14 protein-coding genes are annotated in these 20,305 nt (G+C 73.1%); 9 read left to right on the forward strand and 5 right to left on the reverse strand.

Annotated features, from left to right (window positions below; genetic code table 11):
* Positions 1 to 67: 67 nt before the first annotated feature.
* From ACGF3I_RS31815 to speB, 3 genes are all read right to left on the reverse strand, one after another.
* Positions 68 to 3,847, reverse strand: coding sequence for an ABC transporter ATP-binding protein (locus ACGF3I_RS31815; protein ID WP_393138159.1), 3,780 nt, complete (start codon positions 3,845 to 3,847; stop codon positions 68 to 70).
* 125 nt (positions 3,848 to 3,972) lie between these two features.
* Positions 3,973 to 5,718 carry a thiamine pyrophosphate-binding protein gene (locus tag ACGF3I_RS31820; protein ID WP_393138161.1) on the reverse strand — a complete coding sequence of 582 codons (1,746 nt, stop codon included), beginning with the start codon at positions 5,716 to 5,718 and terminating at the stop codon, positions 3,973 to 3,975.
* Between the two features lie 94 nt (positions 5,719 to 5,812).
* Positions 5,813 to 6,778, reverse strand: coding sequence for an agmatinase (speB, locus tag ACGF3I_RS31825; protein WP_120723270.1), 966 nt, complete (start codon positions 6,776 to 6,778; stop codon positions 5,813 to 5,815).
* A gap of 199 nt (positions 6,779 to 6,977) precedes the next feature.
* On the opposite strand from speB, the gene ACGF3I_RS31830 reads away from it, so the two are divergent.
* From ACGF3I_RS31830 to tesB, 3 genes are all read left to right on the forward strand, one after another.
* A complete protein-coding gene (locus tag ACGF3I_RS31830) occupies positions 6,978 to 8,669 on the forward strand; it encodes a PucR family transcriptional regulator ligand-binding domain-containing protein (RefSeq protein WP_393138163.1) in 1,692 nt (563 codons plus the stop codon).
* 68 nt (positions 8,670 to 8,737) lie between these two features.
* Positions 8,738 to 9,895, forward strand: coding sequence for an acyl-CoA dehydrogenase family protein (locus ACGF3I_RS31835; RefSeq protein ID WP_393138165.1), 1,158 nt, complete (start codon positions 8,738 to 8,740; stop codon positions 9,893 to 9,895).
* Positions 9,896 to 9,932: 37 nt separating this feature from the next.
* Positions 9,933 to 10,805 (forward strand): acyl-CoA thioesterase II, encoded by an 873-nt coding sequence (gene tesB, locus ACGF3I_RS31840; RefSeq protein WP_393138167.1) that lies wholly within the window; start codon positions 9,933 to 9,935, stop codon positions 10,803 to 10,805.
* 598 nt (positions 10,806 to 11,403) lie between these two features.
* Here the strand turns inward: tesB and ACGF3I_RS31845 are convergent.
* Both ACGF3I_RS31845 and ACGF3I_RS31850 read right to left on the reverse strand, forming a co-directional pair.
* A complete protein-coding gene (locus tag ACGF3I_RS31845; RefSeq protein WP_393138169.1) occupies positions 11,404 to 12,174 on the reverse strand; it encodes a phosphatase in 771 nt (256 codons plus the stop codon).
* Between the two features lie 83 nt (positions 12,175 to 12,257).
* Positions 12,258 to 12,854: a TetR/AcrR family transcriptional regulator gene (locus ACGF3I_RS31850; protein WP_393138171.1), complete on the reverse strand. Its 597-nt coding sequence runs from the start codon at positions 12,852 to 12,854 to the stop codon at positions 12,258 to 12,260.
* Between the two features lie 141 nt (positions 12,855 to 12,995).
* Between ACGF3I_RS31850 and ACGF3I_RS31855 the strand changes: the two genes are divergently transcribed.
* The 6 genes from ACGF3I_RS31855 to ACGF3I_RS31880 all read left to right on the forward strand — a co-directional run bounded on the left by ACGF3I_RS31855 (position 12,996) and on the right by ACGF3I_RS31880 (position 20,186).
* Positions 12,996 to 14,603, forward strand: a complete 1,608-nt coding sequence (locus ACGF3I_RS31855; protein ID WP_393138173.1) for a carboxyl transferase domain-containing protein — start codon at positions 12,996 to 12,998, stop codon at positions 14,601 to 14,603.
* A 75-nt stretch (positions 14,604 to 14,678) separates the two neighbouring features.
* Positions 14,679 to 16,631: a biotin carboxylase N-terminal domain-containing protein gene (locus ACGF3I_RS31860; RefSeq protein ID WP_393138175.1), complete on the forward strand. Its 1,953-nt coding sequence runs from the start codon at positions 14,679 to 14,681 to the stop codon at positions 16,629 to 16,631.
* A complete protein-coding gene (locus tag ACGF3I_RS31865) occupies positions 16,628 to 17,566 on the forward strand; it encodes a hydroxymethylglutaryl-CoA lyase (RefSeq protein ID WP_393138177.1) in 939 nt (312 codons plus the stop codon). Before ACGF3I_RS31860 ends, ACGF3I_RS31865 begins: the two co-directional genes overlap by 4 nt.
* Positions 17,567 to 17,568: 2 nt before the next feature.
* Entirely contained in the window at positions 17,569 to 18,729 is a 1,161-nt protein-coding gene (locus tag ACGF3I_RS31870; protein ID WP_393138179.1) for an acyl-CoA dehydrogenase family protein, read from the forward strand.
* A gap of 90 nt (positions 18,730 to 18,819) precedes the next feature.
* Positions 18,820 to 19,017 (forward strand): hypothetical protein, encoded by a 198-nt coding sequence (locus ACGF3I_RS31875; RefSeq protein ID WP_393138181.1) that lies wholly within the window; start codon positions 18,820 to 18,822, stop codon positions 19,015 to 19,017.
* A gap of 134 nt (positions 19,018 to 19,151) precedes the next feature.
* A complete protein-coding gene (locus ACGF3I_RS31880) occupies positions 19,152 to 20,186 on the forward strand; it encodes an ABC transporter substrate-binding protein (protein ID WP_393138183.1) in 1,035 nt (344 codons plus the stop codon).
* Positions 20,187 to 20,305 lie beyond the last annotated feature (119 nt).

Raw genomic sequence — 20,305 nt, forward strand, 5'->3', positions numbered from 1 at the left:
GCCGCCGGGCGGTTCTGCGGGTGGACGGTTTCCGGCCGGGCCGCCGGGCGGTTCCGCGGGAGGACGGTCAGCGTGCCGCGATCGGCTCGTCCTCGTCCTCGTCCCGCGCGCCCGACCCGACCCCGTCGTCGCCGACGAAGGTGCGCCACAGCCGGGCGTACTTGCCGTCGAGAGCGAGGAGTTGGTCGTGGGTGCCGTCCTCGGCGACGCGGCCCTGGTCCATGACGACGACCCGGTCCGCCCGGGCCGCGGTGGTCAGCCGGTGGGCCACGACCAGCGTCGTGCGGCGTCCGCTGAGCCGCTCGGTGGCCCGGGTGACCTGGGCCTCGGTGGCCAGGTCGAGCGCCGCGGTCGCCTCGTCGAGGAGCAGGATGTCCGGGTTCACCAGCTCGGCGCGGGCCAGCGCGATCAGCTGCCGCTGCCCCGCGGAGAGGTTGCGTCCACGCTCGGCGACCTCGTGCAGATAGCCGCCGGTGAGCGTGGCGATCATGTCGTGGGCGCCGACCGCGCGGGCCGCCGCCTCCACTTCGGCGTCGCTCGCACCGGGCCGTCCGTAGGCGATGGCGTCGCGGACGGTGCCTTCGAAGAGGTACGCCTCCTGCGGGACCACGCCGAGGCGGTGCCGGTAGCCGGTGAGGTCCAGGTCGCGCAGGTCGGTGCCGTCGGCGGTGACCCGGCCGGACGTCGGATCGTAGAAGCGGGCCACCAGCTTGACGAGGGTGGACTTGCCCGCGCCGGTCTCGCCGACGAAGGCGACGGTCTGGCCGGCCGGTATGCGCAGGTCTATGCCGCTGAGCGCGGTCTCCTTCGCCTCGTCCGCGTCGGCCGGGCCGTAGGCGAAGTCGACGTCCTCGAAGGCGATCTCGCCGCGCAGCGAGGGCACGCCGAGAGGTTCGGCCGCCTCCGTGGTGGAGGTCTTCTCACGGAGCAGCTCCTGGATGCGGCCGAGCGAGACGGCCGCCTGCTGATAGCCGTCGAAGACCTGCGAGAGCTGCTGGACGGGGGCGAAGAACAGGTCGATGTAGAGCAGATAGGCGACCAGGGCTCCGGTGGTGAGGGTGCCGTGGTCGACCCGGCCCGCGCCCACGATCAGGACGGCAGCCGCGGCCACCGACGACAGGAGCTGCACGAACGGGAAGTACACCGAGATCAGCCACTGCCCGCGCACCCGCGCCTCGCGGTAGTGCGCGCTGCGTTCGGCGAACCGGGCCGACCCGTCGCGCTCGCGCCGGAAGGCCTGCACGATGCGCAGGCCCGACACCGTCTCCTGGAGGTCGGCGTTGACGACGCCGACCCGCTCACGGGCCAGCTCGTAGGCCCGCACGCTCTTGCGGCGGAAGAAGTACGTGCCGACGACCAGCGGCGGCAGGGTCGCGAAGACGACCAGGGCGAGCTGTACGTCGATGACGAGCAGCGCCACCATGATGCCGAAGAACGTGACGACGGAGACGAACGCGGTGACCAGACCGGTCTGCAGGAACGTGGAGAGCGCGTCCACGTCCGTCGTCATGCGGGTCATGATCCGGCCGGTCAACTCCCGCTCGTAGTAGTCGAGTCCGAGCCGCTGGAGCTGGGCGAAGATCTTCAGGCGCAGCGCGTACAGGACGCGTTCGCCGGTGCGTCCGGTCATCCGCGTCTCGCCGGTCTGGGCGAGCCACTGCACGGCCACGGTGAGCAGCGCGAGCCCGGCCGCCGCCCACACCGCGCCGAGCGCCAGCTTGGTGACGCCCTGGTCGATGCCGTGCCGGATCAGGACCGGGAGCAGCAGTGACATGCCCGCGTCGATCGCGACGAGCAGCAGCGAGACGAGCAGCGGCAGGCCGAAGCCGTGCAGCAGCCTGCGCAGCCCGTAGGACGCCTCGGGGCGCACGGCCCGTGCCTCGTCCACGTCCGGGGTGTCGGTGGCCGGCGGCAGCGCTTCGACCTGCGCCAGCAGTTCGGGGGTGGCCGGCATCCCGCCGGGCGCCGCCGACTGCGGCTTCTCCTCGCGCACCCACAGCGGCGGGGTGATGCCGCGCTCGGCGTCGAACTCGGCGTCCAGCTCGTCCCGTACGGAGTGGTCCTCCTCGGTGGCGAGGGGGGCGGTCGGGGTGTGGCCCGGCGACACCGCGCCCAGCTCGTCCGGGTCGGTGAGCAGTTTGCGGTACAGGGCGCTGTCGCGCTGGAGCTCCTCGTGGGTGCCGATCGCCGCGAGCCGTCCGCCGTCGAGCACGGCGATGCGGTCGGCGAGGCCGAGGGTGGAGCGGCGGTGCGCGATGAGCAGGGTGGTGCGGCCGGCCATCACGGAGGCGAGCGCCTCGTGGATCTCGTGCTCGACGCGCGCGTCCACCGCCGAGGTCGCGTCGTCCAGGACGAGGAGGCGGGGGTCGGTGAGGATGGCGCGGGCGAGCGCGATGCGCTGGCGCTGGCCGCCGGAGAGGGTCAGGCCGTGCTCGCCGACCGTGGTGTCGTAGCCCTTGGGCAGCTCGGCGATGAAACGGTCGGCCTGGGCGGTGCGGGCCGCCCGGTCGATCTCCTCCTGGGTGGCGTCCGGCTTTCCGTACGCGATGTTGGCGCGGACGGTGTCGGAGAAGAGGAAGGAGTCCTCCGGTACGAGGCCGATGGCGTCGCGCAGCGAGGCGAGCGTCAGCTCGCGCACGTCGTGGCCGCCGACGAGGACGGCGCCGCGCGCGACGTCGTAGAAGCGGGGCAGCAGCAGCGAGACGGTGGACTTGCCGGAGCCGGACGCGCCGACCACGGCGACCGTCTCGCCCGGCCGGATGTCGAGCGAGAACCCGTCGAGGACCGGCCGCTCCTCGTCGTAGCCGAAGCTCACGTCGTCGAATTCGACGGTGGCCGGGGCGTCGGGCGCCAGCTCCCTGGTGCCGTCGGCCATGGACGGCTCGGTGTCGATGAGCTCCAGGACGCGCTCGACGCCGGCCCGGGCCTGCTGGCCCACGGTGAGCACCATGGCGAGCATGCGCACCGGCCCGACGAGCTGGGCGAGGTAGGTGGAGAAGGCGACGAACGTGCCGAGCGTGATCTCGCCCCGGGTGGCGAGCCAGCCGCCGAGCGCCAGCATCGCGACCTGACCGAGTGCCGGGACGGCCTGGAGGGCGGGGGTGTACCGCGCGTTCAGGCGGATGGTGCGCAGGCGCCCCGCGAACAGCTTGCGGCCGACCTCGCGCAGCTTGCCGGTCTCCTGCTCCTCCTGGCCGAAGCCCTTGACGACCCGGACCCCGGAGACGGCGCCGTCCACGACGCCCGCGACGGCGGCGGCCTGGCCCTGGGCGTACCAGGTGGCGGGGAAGAGCCGGGTGCGGCTGCGCTTGGCGATGAACCAGAGGGCCGGGGCGACCGCGAGGGCGACGAGCGTGAGCAGCGGCGAGAGCCACGCCATGATCCCGATCGAGATCACGAAGAGCAGGACGTTGCCGATGGTCATCGGCAGCATGAAGAGCAGGCCCTGGATGAGCTGGAGGTCGCTGGTGGCCCGCCCGACGACCTGTCCGGTGGACAGCTCGTCCTGGCGCCGCCCGTCGAGCCGGGTGATCGTGGCGTACATCTCGGTGCGCAGGTCGTGCTGCACGTCGAGGGCGAGGCGTCCGCCGTAGTAGCGCCGTATGTAGGTGAGCCCGTAGACGACGACGGCGCAGGCTATGAGCAGGCCCGTCCATACGGAGAGGGAGCGGGTGTGGTCGCCGATGACGTCGTCGATGACCACCTTGGTGATCAGCGGTACGAGCGCCATCACGGCCATGCCGCCGAGCGAGGAGCCGAGGGCCAGCACGACATTGCGCCGGTACCGCCAGGCGTACCCGGTCAGCCTGCGCGCCCACCCCTGTTGCGCACCCTCCGTCACGTGCATTCCTCCCGTTGGTGCCGGTCCTGCCGCAAGCCCCAACACGGCGGCCTGCGGATTTCATCCCGCCGCAACGCACACGGGTCGTGGAGCCGGGGCCGGCCGGCCCGATTTTCCGGGCCCGGCGGGGCTCACAGGTGCGTCGGGGCGAACATCTTCAGGACGGCGGGCAGCACGACCACGCTGGGCCCGGGGGTCGCCAGCGCCTTGGCGAGGTCGGCGGTCAGGGTGTCGGCGGTGGTGCGTACGGCGGGGACGCCGAAGGACTCGGCGAGGGCCACGAAGTCGGGGCGGGCCAGCTCGGTGACGGCGCCGGCGCCGGACGCGGTGCCCGCGTCGGGCCGGGGGGATCCGGCGGGGGCGGGCCGGGACGGCTCGGCCGGGGCGTCCGCCAGGTACTCGCGCAGGATGCCGTAGCCGCCGTCGTCGACGATCAGCCAGGTGACCGGCAGATCGTGCTGGCGGGCCGTGGCGAGCTCGGCGAGCGAGTACATGGCCCCGCCGTCGCCGGACACCGCGAGGACGGGGGTGCCGGGGTCGGCGACGGCCGCGCCCAGTGCCCCGGGGAACGCGTAGCCGAGGCCGCCGGCGCCCTGCGCCGAGTGCATCGCGCCGGGCCAGGCCGACCACGCCCAGTAGGCGAGGATCGTCATGTCCCAGAAGCTGGGCGCGTCGGCCGGCAGCGCCGCGCGCACCGCGGCCAGGATCCGCCGCTCCTCGCCGAGGTCCTGTGCGTCGAGACGGGCGCGCACCAAGTCGAGCACGGTCCGTACCCGCTCGGCCGCCGGCGGGCCCGTGCGGGCCGCGCCGGCACGCTCCGGGAGCGTTTCGAGCAGGGCCTGGAGGGCGGTGCGGGCGTCCGCGTGGATGCCGAGCGCCGGGTGGTTGGACTCCAGTTTGCCGAGGTCGGCCTCGATCTGGACGATCCGGCCGCGCGGCTGGAAGGTGTGGTAGTTCGAGGACAGTTCGCCGAGCCCGGAGCCGACCACGAGCAGGACGTCGGCGTCCTCCAGGAAGTCGGTGGTGTGCCGGTCCTCCAGCCAGGACTGGAGCGAGAGCGGATGGTTCCAGGGAAAGGCGCCCTTGCCGCCGAAGGTGGTCACGACCGGCGCGTCAAGGCGCTCGGCCAGCGCGCGGAGCTTGCCCGCGGCGTCGGAGCGTACGACACCGCCGCCCGCGATGATCGCGGGACGGGCCGCGCCCGCGAGCAACTCGGCCGCCACCGCGGTCAGTTCGGGCCGCGGCACCAGGTCGTCGGGGAAGGCGTCCATCGCGGTGACGACCGGCAGCGCCGTCGCGGCGCGCAGCACGTCCTCGGGGATCTCCACCCATACGGGGCCGTGCGGCGCGGTCAGCGCCGACTCCCAGGCCGCCGCGAGAGCGGAGGGGATCTGCGACTGGCTGCGCACGATGTGGACGGACTTGACGACGTCCCGGAACGAGGCCTGCTGGTCGCGCAGTTCGTGCAGATGACCGTGGCGCCCGCGGCCAAGTCCCTTGATCGGCACCTGACTTGAGATCGCGACGACCGGGGACGAGGCCGCCGCCGCCTCCTGGAGGGCGGCCAGCGAGGTCAGCGCGCCGGGGCCGGTGGAGAGCAGCAGCGGGGCCGCCTCGCCGGTGATCCGGCCGTACGCGTCGGCGGCGAAGCCCGCGTTGTTCTCCACCCGGAGCCCGATGTAGCGCAGGTCCGAGCGGCGCACCGCGTCGAACAGGGCGAGGGCGTGCTGGCCCGGCAGCCCGAACACGGTGGTCGCACCCAGTCCGGCGAGGGTCTCCACCACCAGGTCGCCGCCGTTCCGCCCGGGCGGGGGGTTGAGGGCCGCCTCCACCTGACGCGGCGTGGGGCGCAGCACGAGGTCGTGGTCGTGGGTCATGGCGTCCTCTCGGTGGAGCGCGGTCGCGGGCCCGGCGCCCGTTCCCCGGCCACCGGGCCCGCGCCGTCGGTCGTGGCCCGGTCCGTTCCGCGCCTCAGGCGCGGCTCGCCGCGATCTGGCGGGACATGATGGTGGTCAGCTCGTACGCGGTGTGCGAGGCGGCCACGCTGGTGATCTCCGCATGATCGTAGGCCGGGGCGACCTCGACGACATCGGCGGAGACCAGGTTGCAGGAGGCGAGGCCGCGCAGGATCTCCAGGAGCTCGCGCGAGGTCATGCCGCCGGCCTCGGGGGTGCCGGTGCCGGGCGCGTGGGCCGGGTCCAGGCAGTCGATGTCGATCGAGATGTAGAGGGGGCGGTCGCCGATGCGCTGGCGGAGCTGATCGGCGACCTCGTCGGCGCCGCGCCGGTAGACGTCGGCGGAGGTGACGATGCCGAAGCCCATCTTCTCGTCGTCCGTCAGGTCCTGCTTGCCGTACAGCGGGCCGCGGGTGCCGACGTGGGACAGCGCCTCGGTGTCGAGGATGCCCTCCTCGACGGCCCGGCGGAACGGGGTGCCGTGGGTGTACTCGGCGCCGAAGTAGGTGTCCCAGGTGTCGAGGTGCGCGTCGAAGTGGAGCAGCGCGACCGGGCCGTGCTTCTTGGCGACGGAGCGCAGCAGCGGCAGCGCGATGGTGTGGTCGCCGCCGAGCGTCATCATCCGGGCGCCGGTGCCGAGCAGGTCGTCGGCGGCGGCCTCGATCGTCTCGACGGCCTCGTTGATGTTGAACGGGTTGGCCGCGATGTCACCGGCGTCGGCGACCTGGGCCAGCGCGAACGGCGAGGCGTCCTGCGCCGGGTTGTACGGGCGCAGCAGGCGCGAGGCCTCGCGGATGGCGTTGCCGCCGAAGCGGGCGCCGGGCCGGTAGGAGACGCCGGAGTCGAAGGGCACGCCGACCACGGCGACATCGGCGGTGCCGACCTCGTCGAGACGGGGCAGCCGGGCGAAGGTCGCGGGCCCCGCGTACCGCGGGATGCGGGACGAGTCGATCGGACCGCGCGGCGTCTCGTTGCTGCTCATGTGAAGTGCCCTTCGTTCTCGGCGTGTTGTGGCGACCCGGGCCGATGGGCCCCCGCCGGGCCCGGCCGGGGCCCGGCTGCGCGCGGAGCCTGTCCGCTCTCCCGCGTGCGCCGGTCGGCACGACCCTAGGCGGCCGGGCGGCCACACTGAAGTGTACGTTTCCTCCACTCCCGACGCCGCTGACGGATGGATCATCCACATGCCGGACCCCCTTGCCCCGCCCGCCTCCCCGCCCACTCCCCCCATCGCGCTCGGCGCGCTGCTGGCCCGCGCGGACCTCGGCCTGCGGCAGCTCGCGGGCCCGGCGGAGGTGTCCATCCGCTGGGTGCACACCTCGGAGATGGCCGACCCGTACCCCTATCTGCTCGGCGGCGAGCTGCTGATGACGGCCGGGGTGCAGCTGGCCGACCCGGAGCGGTACGTGGCCCGGGCGGTGGAGGCGGGGGCCGCCGCGCTGGGCTTCGGGGTGGCCCCGGTGTACGAGGAGGTGCCGCAGGCCCTGGTGGAGGCGTGTGCGCGGCACGGGCTTCCGCTTATCGAGGTGCCGCCGCAGACGACGTTCTCCGGGGTGGCGCGGGCGGTGTGGCTCCTGATGGCCCGGGCCCGCGAGGACGAGCTGCGCCGGGTGAACGAGACCCAGCGCGCCCTTGCCGCGGCGGCCTCGCGGCCGGGTCCGGTGGGGGCGGTGCTGCGGGTGCTCGCGGGGCGGCTGGGGGGCTGGGCGGCGCTGCTGACCCCGGAGGGGGTGGTCCTGGAGTCGGCGGGGCCGGAGCCCGGGTCCCTCGCGGGGGTGCGGGACCTGGTGCGGGTGGTGTCGCCTCCGGCGGACCCGGCGACGGACCCGAGGGAGCCCGGCCCCCCACGGGGCTCCGCCCCGGACCCCGCCTCTCAAGCGCCGGAGGGGCTGGATGCGGTCGCGGGCACCCCGGGCCGCTCGGCGGGGCCGGATGCGTCCCGGGGTTCGGCGGGCAGTGCGGGCCTGGTCTCGGGGGGCTCTTCAGCCTCTCCGGCGTTTGAGGAGCGGGGGTTCGGGGGCGGAGCCCCGGGAGTGCGGCCGGCCGCACAGCCCCCGGAGGGTTCCGGGAAGGGGCGGGGCGGGGCGAACCCTCTCAGCGCGAGCGACAGCACCACCGGCACCCACCTCACCGCCTACGCCCTCACCGGCCCCCTCACCCTCGCCGTGGCAACCCCCCACCGCACCCCCGGCGACCACACCATCACCGGTGTCGCGGCCGTCCTGCTCGCCCTGCTCACCGCGGAGCGGCCCGGCGCGGGCGCGGCCGCCCGTTCGGCCGCGCTGGTGCGGATGCTGCTCGGCGGCGGCCCCGCCGAGCAGGCGGCCCTCCTCGGCGAGGGCCCCTGGACCGTGGTGCACGCCCGGGGCCAGGGCGCACCCCCTGACCTGGGCACACCGCTGGTCGACGCGGAGGACTCCCGCGTACGGGCCCTCGTACCGGCCGACCGCGAGGTCACGGCCCACCCCGGCTGGACCCTGGGCGCCAGCGCGCCGGCCACCCTGGACGGCCTGGCGGTCGCCGACACCCAGGCGGCCCGCGCCCTGGAGCGCGCCGAGGCGACCCGCGTCCCGCTGGCCCGGCACCGCCCCGCCGGGTTCACCGGGCTCCTCGACCCCGCGGAGGCCGCCGCGTACGCCCGCGAACTCCTCGCCCCGCTCACCGGTCCGCTGCGCACCACCTTGCGCACCTGGCTCTCGCTGCACGGGAGCTGGGACCGCAGCGCGGTGGCGCTCGGGGTGCACCGCAACACCGTCCGCCAGCGGATCGGCCGCTGCGCGGTGCTGCTCGGCACCGATCTCGACGACATGGACGTGCGCACCGAGCTCTGGCTGGCGCTCAGAAGTGCCGAGTCTCACTCTGGACAGTGCCGGTGACTGCCGGGTAACTTCGTAGGTCAGCCTGAGCAAGCGCTTAGCCAAACTGCCACCCGAGGAGGGCGTCCGTGCGCCGTACCGTTTTCAACGAGGACCACGAGGCGTTCCGGGACACCCTGCGCGCCTTCATCGAGTCCGAGGTCGTCCCCGTCTACGACGAGTGGTTCGCGGCGGGCATCGTGCCGCGCGAGTTCTACTCCAAGCTGGCCGACCTCGGCATCTTCGGCATCCGGGTGGACGAGGAGTTCGGCGGCGCCGGCATCGACTCGTACAAGTTCGAGGCCGTGATGTACGAGGAGACGGCCCGCGCGGGCGTCCAGTTCGGCGGCTCCGGGGTGCACGTGCTGCTCGGCCTGCCGTACATCAAGATGCTCGCCACCGACGAGCAGAAGAAGCGCTTCCTGCCGAAGTTCGTCTCCGGCGAGGAGATGTGGGCCCTCGCGATGACCGAGCCGGGCACCGGCTCCGACCTCGCGGGCATGAAGACCACCGCCAAGCTCTCCGAGGACGGCTCGCACTACGTCCTCAACGGCGCGAAGACCTTCATCACCGGCGGTGTGCACGCCGACCGCGTGATCGTGTGCGCCCGCACCGACGCCCCCTCCGCCGAGGACCGCCGCCACGGCATCTCGCTGTTCGCGGTGGACACCAAGTCCGAGGGCTACTCGGTCGGCCGCAAGCTCGACAAGCTCGGCCTGAAGACGTCCGACACCGCCGAGCTGGCGTTCGTCGACGTGAAGGTCCCGGTCGAGGACCTGCTGGGCGAGGAGAACAAGGGCTTCTCCTACCTCGGCCACAACCTCGCCTCCGAGCGCTGGGGCATCGCGTTCGGTGCGTACGCGCAGGCCAAGGCGGCCATCCGGTTCGCCAAGGAGTACGTCCAGGACCGTACGGTCTTCGGCAAGACGGTCGCCTCGTTCCAGAACACCAAGTTCGAACTGGCCGCCTGCCAGGCCGAGGTGGACGCCGCCGAGGCGGTCGCCGACCGCGCCCTCGAAGCCCTCGACGCGGGCGAGCTGACGCCGGCCGAGGCCGCGTCCGCGAAGCTGTTCTGCACCGAGGTCGCGCACCGCGTCATCGACCGCTGCCTCCAGCTGCACGGCGGCTACGGCTTCATGAACGAGTACCCGATCGCCCGTCTGTACGCGGACAACCGCGTGAACCGGATCTACGGCGGCACCAGCGAGATCATGAAGTCGATCATCGCCAAGGACATGGGCCTGTAACAGCGGCCCCTGACAGCGGTCGGGTACAACTACCTTCATGCATCAGGCACTTGAGAACCTCCTCGATCTGCTCGACCTGGAGCGGATCGAGGAGGACATCTTCCGCGGCCGGTCCCGCTCTGCGGTCGTGCCGCGCGTCTTCGGCGGGCAGGTGGCCGCGCAGGCGCTGGTCGCCGCGGGCCGCACGGTCCCGGCCGAGCGGACGGCGCACTCGCTGCACGCCTACTTCCTGCGGGCGGGCGACCCGGGCGCGCCGATCGTCTACAGCGTCGACCGCATCCGCGACGGCGCTTCCTTCACGACCCGCCGGGTCGTCGCCGTCCAGCACGGCCAGCCGATCTTCCACCTCTCCGCGTCGTTCCAGCGGTACGAGGAGGGCATGGAGCACCAGGCCGGCATGCCCCAGGCCCCGGACCCCGAGTCGCTGCCGACGGCCGCCGAGATGCTGCCGCGGTACGCGTCCGCCTTCCGGGACGCGGGGGTGGTGGACCGCCTGATCGAGGCCCGCGCGGCCGTCGACCTGCGGTACGTGGACGCGCCGCCGTGGGGCAGCGTGGGCACGCCGCGCGAGCCCCGCTCACAGGTCTGGTTCCGCACGAACGGCAAGCTGGCGGACGATCCGCTCCTGCACGTGTGCCTGGCCACCTACGTCTCCGACATGACGCTGCTTGACTCGGTGCTGCTCGCACACGGGCGCGGCGGCTGGGCGGTCGGGGACGTGGTGGGTGCCTCGCTGGACCACGCGATGTGGTTCCACCGGCCGTTCCGGGCGGACGAGTGGCTCCTGTACGACCAGGAGTCGCCGTCGGCGTCCGGGGGGCGGGGGCTCGGGCAGGCCCGCATCTACACGCAGGACGGACGTCTGGCGATCACGGTGATCCAGGAGGGCGTGGTCCGGATCCCGCGCTGAGGGATCCCGCGCCGGGTGGTCCCGCGCCGAGGGGTCCCGCGCCGGGCCCGTCCGCCCCACCGGCCAGGAACGGCCGCAGCAGCGCGAGCAGGGCGTGCGGGCGGTGCAGCGGGATGATGTGGCCGCAGTCCTCGGCGGGCCGGCGATGTACCCGGTGGCGGGCCGGTCGCTCGCGCAGTTCCCCGCGCCCCTGGCAGGACTGGGGGTGCCCGGGGTGTGCGCAGTTCCCCGCGCCCCTCAGCCCTCGGTCATCTGCGGGCCGTGGTTGCTTCTCGCGCAGTTCCTCGCGCCCCTTAACTGCTCGGTGCCGGCCAGCATGTGCATCCTCAGCCCGTCCGGCGTTTGAGGACGAGCGCCGTTCAGGCGCGATGGGGGTGCAGGGGGCGGAGCCCCCGCCGGGGTTCGAGGGGCGGAGCCCCTCAGGGGGTCTGGGGCGCAGCCCCAGGGGCCGGGCCTATCCGACCCGCTGCACGGGCGGGCGGGTGGGCGACCCCCTGGGGGTCTGGGGCGCAGCCCCAGGGCCAGGCACCCTCCAACCCCCTGCACGGGCGGGCGGGTGGGCAAGCGCCCTCGGGGTCTGGGGCGGAGCCCCAGGGGGTCACGGGAGCAGGCCCGCCGCGTTCAGCAGGTAGGCCGTCATCGGCTCGTAGAAGCGGGGGTCGACCACATGGTCGTCCAGGGGAACCGTCACCTGGACGACCCCCTCGGCCTCCCCGATGAACAACGCGGGGTCATTGCAGTCCGCGTACCCCATGGAATCCACCCCGAGCTGCCCCGCACACCCCGCCCACCCGTGATCGGCCACCACAAGATCCGGCCCCGAGTCCAGCGCCCCCAGAATCGTCCGCATGGGCTCCGGCGAATGGGTGTGCCACAGCGACGCCCCGCGCTCGAAGACGGCCACGTCCGCGAACTGCACGACGTACCCCTCGTCGGCCGTGAGCCCGCCCGGGATCCGCACGATGTCGCACCCCGCCGCCCGCAGCGCCGCCGCGGTCCGGCTGTGCACGTCGAGGAGCGCGCCGGGGTGACCGGTCGCGAAGAGCACCCGCTCCCGCCCCGCCGCCGCCTTCCGCAGCCGCGCCGACATCCGCTCCAGGCCGTCCACCGTCAGCTCGGGGTCGATGGTGTCCTGGCCGGTGCGGTGCTCCGGGTCGTCCACGACGCCGCAGCGCTCGGCCATCACGGCGAGCACGTCCTGCTCGTCCGTCCAGCGGTCGCCCAGTTCCAGACCCAGCCAGTAGTGGCGGTCGCCGTTGGCGAGCCGGCGGTAGTGGGAGAGGTTGTTGTCGCGGGGCGTGGCGACGTCGCCGGCGATACGGGTGCGGACTAGGTGGTCGACGAGGGCGGCACGGCTGGGTATCGGCATGGCCCCCATTCTGCCCCGCCCCCGACGAAGACGGCCGCCGCGTTCCGCGCCGCGGACGGCCCGGCCGGAGCGCCCCGGCCGCCTCATCGCTCGTCGAGCGACGCGAAGGCACCGTGCGCGAGGCGGCGCAGCAGCGTCTCGGTGGCGGCGCGCCCGGGCAGCCCGCTGCCGTACGAGCCGAGGTGCGGCGTCGAGTTGAGCAGCCCGAACACGGCGTGCACCGCCCCGCGCACCTCCGCCTCCGGCACCGGCGGGTACAGCTCGCTCACCACGCCGACCCACAGTTCGACGTACTGGCGCTGGAGCTGGCGCACCAGCTTGCGGTCGCTGTCGCGCAGCCGGTCGAGCTCGCGGTCGTGCAGGGTGATCAGCGCCCGGTCGTCGAGGGCGAAGTCGATGTGCCCGTCGATGAGCGCGCCGAGCAGCCGCTCGGGGTCGCCCGCCGCCTCGGCCGCCCGCTTGCGCCCGCCGTCGTAGAGCCGCCCGCTGATGCCGACCAGAAGCTCGGCCAGCATCGCGTCCTTGCCCGCGAAGTGGCGGTACAGGCCGGGGCCGCTGATGCCGACGGCGGCCCCTATCTCGTCGACGCCGACGCCGTGGAAGCCGCGCTCGGCGAAGAGCCGGGCGGCCTCGCGCAGGATCTGCTCGCGGCGGGTGGGGGCGTCGGTACGGGTGCTCATGGGAAGTCATTCTAGACAATGCGGTTAGCGCTCGTTAACCTGATCGAAACGAGTTAACGGTCATTAACGCCCGCCGGCTCCGCACACGGCGGTGAGTACGGGCGAACAGCGGCGGCAGTACGGGCAAGGGGGCTCGACACGATGCAGCAGGCACCGGTCCTGGGGAGCACGGGCGATCCCGCCTCCGAGGCCTGGCGGGCCAATGAGGCGGCGCACCGCGCGCTGGGCGAGGAGCTGCGGGCCAGGCTCGCGGCGGCCCGGCTCGGCGGCGGCGAGCGCTCCCGTCAGCGGCACGTCGCGCGCGGCAAGCTCCTCCCGAGGGACCGGGTGGACACCCTCCTGGACCCGGGCTCGCCCTTCCTGGAGCTGGCCCCGCTGGCCGCCGAGGGGATGTACGGCGGGCAGGCGCCGGCCGCCGGGGTGATCGCCGGGATCGGGCGGGTGAGCGGCCGCGAGTGCGTGATCGTCGCCAACGACGCCACGGTCAAGGGCGGCACGTACTACCCGATGACGGTCAAGAAGCACCTGCGCGCCCAGGAAGTGGCGCTGGAGAACCGGCTCCCCTGCCTCTACCTGGTCGACTCGGGCGGCGCGTTCCTGCCGATGCAGGACGAGGTCTTCCCCGACCGCGAGCACTTCGGGCGGATCTTCTACAACCAGGCCCGGATGTCCGGCGCGGGCATCCCGCAGATCGCGGCCGTCCTCGGCTCGTGCACGGCCGGCGGCGCGTACGTGCCCGCGATGAGCGACGAGGCCGTGATCGTCCGCAACCAGGGCACCATCTTCCTCGGCGGCCCGCCGCTGGTGAAGGCGGCCACGGGCGAGGTCGTCACGGCCGAGGAGCTCGGCGGCGGCGAGGTGCACTCGCGCGTCTCGGGCGTCACCGACCACCTGGCCGAGGACGACGCGCACGCGCTGCGGATCGTCCGCAACATCGTGGCCACCCTGCCCGGCCGCGGTCCGCTGCCCTGGTCGGTCGAACCGGCCGAGGAGCCGAAGGCCGACCCGTTCGGCCTGTACGGCGCGGTGCCGGTCGACTCGCGCACCCCCTACGACGTCCGCGAGGTGATCGCCCGGGTCGTCGACGGCTCGCGCTTCCAGGAGTTCAAGTCGGAGTACGGGCAGACGCTCGTGACCGGCTTCGCGCGGATCCACGGGCACCCGGTCGGCATCGTCGCCAACAACGGCATCCTGTTCTCCGAATCCGCCCAGAAGGGCGCCCACTTCATCGAGCTGTGCGACCAGCGCGGCATCCCGCTGGTGTTCCTGCAGAACATCTCGGGCTTCATGGTCGGCCGCGACTACGAGGCGGGCGGCATCGCCAAGCACGGCGCCAAGATGGTGACGGCGGTGGCCTGCACACGGGTCCCGAAGCTGACCGTCGTCGTCGGCGGCTCCTACGGCGCGGGCAACTACTCGATGTGCGGCCGGGCCTACAGCCCCCGCTTCCTGTGGATGTGGCCCAACGCCAAGATCTCGGTGATGGGCGGCGAACAGGCCGCCTCGGTCCTCGCGACCGTCAAGCGCGACCAACTGGGCGACGACTGGAGCGCCGAGGACGAGGAGGCCTTCAAGGCCCCGATCCGCGAACAGTACGAGACGCAGGGCAACGCCTACTACGCGACCGCCCGGCTCTGGGACGACGGGGTGATCGACCCGGCCGACACCCGTCAGGTCCTCGGCCTCGCCCTGACCGCCTGCGCCAACGCCCCGCTGGCCGACCCGGCCTTCGGCGTCTTCCGGATGTGACGCCGCCGTGCCGACCGACCTGACGACATCCCCGCCGACTCCCACGTCCCGCCGACTCCTACGTTGAGGGCTCCCATGTTCACGACAGTGCTCGTCGCCAACCGGGGCGAGATCGCGGTCCGCGTCATCCGCACCCTGCGGCAGCTCGGCATCCGCTCGGTCGCCGTCTTCAGCGACGCGGACGCCGAGGCGCGCCATGTCCGGGAGGCGGACACGGCGGTACGGATCGGCCCGGCCGCCGCCGCCGAGAGCTATCTGCGCCCCGACCGCCTCATCGAGGCCGCGCTGCGCACCGGCGCCCAGGCCGTCCACCCGGGCTACGGCTTCCTCGCCGAGAACGCGGAGTTCGCCCGTGCCTGCACCGAGGCGGGGCTGGTCTTCATCGGGCCGCCGGCCGACGCGATCTCCCTCATGGGCGACAAGATCCGCGCCAAGGAGACCGTGCAGAAGGCGGGCGTCCCGGTCGTGCCCGGCTCCTCGGGCAGTGGCCTCACCGATGCCCAACTGGCCGACGCGGCACGGGAGATCGGCATGCCGGTGCTCCTCAAGCCGAGTGCCGGCGGTGGCGGCAAGGGCATGCGCCTGGTGCGCGACGAGGCGCTGCTCGGCGACGAGATCGCGGCGGCCCGCCGCGAGGCCCGCGCCTCCTTCGGCGACGACACGCTCCTGGTGGAGCGCTGGATCGACCGGCCGCGCCACATCGAGATCCAGGTCCTGGCCGACAACCACGGCAAGGTGATCCACCTCGGCGAGCGCGAGTGCTCGCTCCAGCGGCGCCACCAGAAGATCATCGAGGAGGCGCCCAGCGTCCTGCTCGACGAGGAGACGCGCGCCGCCATGGGCGAGGCGGCCGTCCAGGCGGCCCGCTCCTGCGGCTACTCGGGCGCGGGCACGGTCGAGTTCATCGTGCCGGGCAGCGACCCGTCCTCGTACTACTTCATGGAGATGAACACCCGCCTCCAGGTCGAGCACCCGGTCACCGAGCTGATCACCGGCGTCGACCTGGTGGAGTGGCAGCTGCGGGTCGCCTCCGGCGAGCAACTCCCGTACGCGCAGAGCGACATCACCCTCACCGGCCACGCCATCGAGGCCCGGTTGTGCGCCGAGGACCCGTCGCGCGGCTTCCTGCCGTCGGGCGGTACCGTCCTGGCGCTGCGCGAGCCGCAGGGCGACGGCGTGCGCACGGACTCGGGCCTGAGCGAGGGCACCGAGGTCGGCAGCCTCTACGACCCGATGCTGTCCAAGGTCATCGCCTTCGGTCCCGACCGGGCGACCGCGCTGCGCAAGCTGCGCGCCGCGCTCGCCGACACGGTGACGCTCGGGGTGCCCACCAACGCCGGGTTCCTGCGCCGCCTGCTGGCCCATCCGGCCGTGGTGGCGGGCGAGTTGGACACCGGGCTCGTGGAGCGCGAGGCCGACGGCCTGGTGCCGGAGGGCGTGCCCGACGAGGTGTACGCGGCGGCGGCGGCCGTGCGGCTCGACGCGCTGCGGCCGGCCCCGGCCGACGGGTGGACCGACCCGTTCTCGGTGCCGAGCGGCTGGCGCATGGGCGGCGAGCCGACGGCTCCGTCCTTCCCGCTGCGCGTCGCGGGACGCGAACCCGTCACGCGGACCGCGCCCACGGGCGCCACCGTCACCGCCGACCGCGTCACCGTCGAACTCGACGGCGTCACCCACACCTTCCACCGGGCCGCCGGCTGGCTCGGCCGGGACGGCGACAGCTGGCAGGTCGCCGACCACGACGCGGTGGAGGCCGCCCTTTCCGGCCGCAGCCACGGCGGCGCCGACACGCTGGCCGCGCCCATGCCGGGCACGGTGACCGTGGTCAAGGTGGCGGTCGGCGACGAAGTGGACGCGGGCCAGAGCCTGTTGGTGGTGGAGGCGATGAAGATGGAGCACGTCATCTCCGCCCCGCACGCGGGCACGGTCACCGAACTCGACGTCTCCCCCGGCTCGACCGTGGCGATGGACCAGGTCCTGGCCGTCGTCACCCCGGCCGAGGCCGCAGCCACCGAGGAGACCTCATGACCGATCTGCCCATGGTCGTCCCGGCACAGGGCCTGCCGGCCCGGGTCCGCATCCACGAGGTGGGCGCGCGCGACGGGCTGCAGAACGAGAAGTCGGTCGTGCCCACCGAGGTCAAGGCCGAGTTCGTGCACCGGCTCGCCGCGGCCGGCCTGACCACCGTCGAGGCGACGAGCTTCGTGCACCCCAAGTGGGTGCCCCAACTCGCCGACGCCGAGGCACTGTTCCCGATGCTGGGCGACCTCGACGGCGTGGCCCTGCCCGTCCTCGTGCCGAACGAGCGCGGTCTCGACCGGGCGCTGGCGCTCGGCGCCGACCGGATCGCGGTGTTCGCCAGCGCCACCGAGTCCTTCGCCAAGGCCAATCTGAACCGCACGGTCGACGAGTCGCTCGCGATGTTCGAGCCGGTGGTGACCCGCGCCAAGGCGGAGGGGGCGCACGTCAGGGGCTATCTGTCGATGTGCTTCGGCGACCCGTGGGAAGGCGCGGTGCCGCCGGCGCAGGTGGCGCGTGTCGCCAGGTCCCTGATGGACCTGGGCTGCGACGAGCTGAGCCTCGGCGACACCATCGGCGTCGCCACCCCCGGCCAGGTGCGGGCCCTGCTCGCGCTGCTGAACGAACAAGGCGTGCCGACCGGCGCCATCGGGGTGCACTTCCACGACACCTACGGCCAGGCGCTCGCCAACACCCTCGCCGCGCTCCAGCACGGAGTGAGCGTGGTGGACGCGTCGGCGGGCGGCCTCGGCGGCTGCCCCTACGCCAAGTCCGCGACCGGAAACCTCGCCACCGAAGACCTCGTGTGGATGCTCCAGGGCCTCGGTGTCGACACCGGGGTCGATCTCGGCCTGCTCACCGCCACCAGCGTGTGGATGGCCGGACAGCTGGGCCGCCCCAGCCCCTCCCGCACCGTTCGTGCCCTCTCCCACCAGGAGTCGTAGCCATGCCCCTCGACCACCGTCTCACCCCCGAGCACGAGGAACTCCGCCGTACCGTCGAGGAGTTCGCCCACGACGTCATCGCCCCCAAGATCGGCGACTTCTACGAGCGCCACGAGTTCCCGTACGAGATCGTCCGCGAAATGGGCCGCATGGGCCTGTTCGGCCTGCCCTTCCCCGAGGAGTACGGGGGCATGGGCGGCGACTACCTCGCGCTCGGCATCGCCCTGGAGGAGCTGGCCCGCGTCGACTCGTCGGTGGCCATCACCCTGGAGGCGGGCGTCTCGCTCGGCGCGATGCCCGTGTTCCGGTTCGGCACCGAGGAGCAGAAGCGCGAGTGGCTGCCGAAGCTGTGCTCGGGCGAGATGCTCGGCGCCTTCGGTCTGACCGAACCGGACTGCGGCTCGGACGCGGGCGGCACGCGCACCACCGCGGTGCGCGACGGCGACGAGTGGGTCATCAACGGCTCGAAGTGCTTCATCACCAACTCCGGTACGGACATCACGGGTCTGGTCACCGTCACCGCGGTCACCGGACGCAAGGACGACGGCCGCCCGCTGATCTCCTCGATCATCGTCCCGTCCGGCACGCCGGGCTTCACGGTGGCGGCCCCGTACTCGAAGGTCGGCTGGAACGCGTCGGACACCCGGGAGCTGTCCTTCTCCGACGTCCGCGTCCCGGTGGGGAACCTGCTCGGCGAAGAGGGGCGCGGCTACGCCCAGTTCCTGCGCATCCTGGACGAGGGCCGCATCGCGATCTCGGCGCTCGCGACGGGGCTGGCGCAGGGATGTGTGGACGAGTCGGTGAAGTACGCGAAGGAGCGGCACGCCTTCGGCCGGCCGATCGGCGACAACCAGGCGATCCAGTTCAAGATCGCGGACATGGAGCTGCGGGCCCACATGGCGCGGGTCGGCTGGCGTGACGCGGCGTCCCGTCTGGTGCACGGCGAGCCGTTCAAGAAGGAGGCCGCGCTCGCGAAGCTGTACTCCTCGACGGTGGCGGTCGACAACGCCCGCGAGGGCACGCAGATCTTCGGCGGCTACGGCTTCATGAACGAGTATCCGGTGGCCCGCATGTGGCGCGACTCCAAGATCCTGGAGATCGGCGAGGGCACGAGCGAGGTGCAGCGCATGCTGATCGCGCGTGAACTGGGGCTGCCCTCCTGACATTCGCACCCCCGGGCCCCGGGTCCCCCGATGGAGTGGCGCCGCCCGCGTCGGCGCTCCTGTGGGGGCCCGGGGCCGCACCCTGTCAGGGTGAATCCGCCGAACTGCCCGAACTGCGCGAGCCGTCCACCGCTGTGGAAGGACACCTCGGCCACCGCACCGGGCGCCGCCGACCGCTGGCACTGGCACTGCACGGCCTGCCGGCGGACGTACGAGCCGAGCCCCTCGCACAAGGTGCGCTTCACCTATGCGCCGCTGACCCGGCAGGCGTCCTTGCTGGGGCGGTAGCCGGGCGGGGGTGGGTCGAGCCGTGGGTCGGCGGGACCGGCCATTGGCCGGATGATGAGGTTAGGCTAACCTTTCCTCGCATCCAGCCAGTGGCCGGTCCCCGGCACGTCGTACGTATGAGAGCGGACACCGTCATGCCCCACACCCGAGCGTCCCTGCCCACCCGTCGCGGCCTGCTGGCCATGGGCGGCGCGATCGGCATCGGTGCCGCGCTGACCGCCTGCGGCGGCGGTGACAAGAAGAGCGGGTCGTCGGACGGTGCCACCGGGACCGCCGGGTCGGGGCCCTGGTCGTTCAAGGACGACCGCGGCAAGACCGCCGAGACCAAGGCGCTGCCGAAGAACATCGTCGCCTTCACCGGCACCGCCGCGGCCCTCCACGACTACGGCGTCGAGGTCAAGGGCGTCTTCGGTCCGACGAAGACCAAGGACGGCAAGGCCGATGTCCAGGCCGGCGGTCTCGACATCGGCAAGGTCGAGATCATCGGCAACACCTACGGCGAGTTCAGCGTCGAGAAGTACGCCGCCCTCCAGCCCGACCTGCTGATCACGGACATGTGGCAGAAGGACGTCCTCTGGTACGTGCCCGACAACAGCAAGGACAAGATCCTCCAGCTGGCGCCGAGCGTCGCGCTGTGGGCCGCCGACCAGAGCATGCCGGCCGCGCTCCAGCGCCGGGCCGACCTCGCCAAGTCCCTGGGCGCCGACCTGAACGCCAAGCAGGTCACCGACGCCAAGGCCGCCTTCGAGAAGGCCTCCGCCCGGCTGCGCGCGGCGGCCAAGGCGAACCCCGGGATCCGGGTGTTGCTCGGCTCCGCGAGCCCCGACCTGTTCTACGTGTCCGAGGCCAAGCGCAGCTGCGACACCCGCTACTTCCAGGAGCTGGGGGTCCACTTCGTCACCCCGAAGGTCGATTCGCAGGGGTTCTTCGAGTCGCTCAGCTGGGAGAACGTGGGCAAGTACCCGGCGGACGTGATCCTCATGGACAACCGCACCGGCACGTTGCAGCCCGGGGACCTGGGGAACAAGCCGACCTGGGGGCAGTTGCCCGCGGTCAAGGCGGGGCAGGTGTTTCCGCGTCTGACGGAGCCGATCTACTCCTATGCGCGGGTGGCGCCCATCGTGGATGCGCTTGCCGGGGCCATCGAGGGCGCGAAGAAGGCCGCCTGACGCCGGGGGCGCCCTGGGGGTTGCCCCCCCGCCCGTACAGCGGGCCGAAGGGTCCGGCCCTCTGGGGCTGCGCCCCAAACCCCCGAGGGGCTCCGCCCCCTTGGCGCCCAGCGAGGCCT

The organism is Streptomyces sp. NPDC048111 (genome assembly GCF_043202815.1).
Classification (GTDB): domain Bacteria; phylum Actinomycetota; class Actinomycetes; order Streptomycetales; family Streptomycetaceae; genus Streptomyces.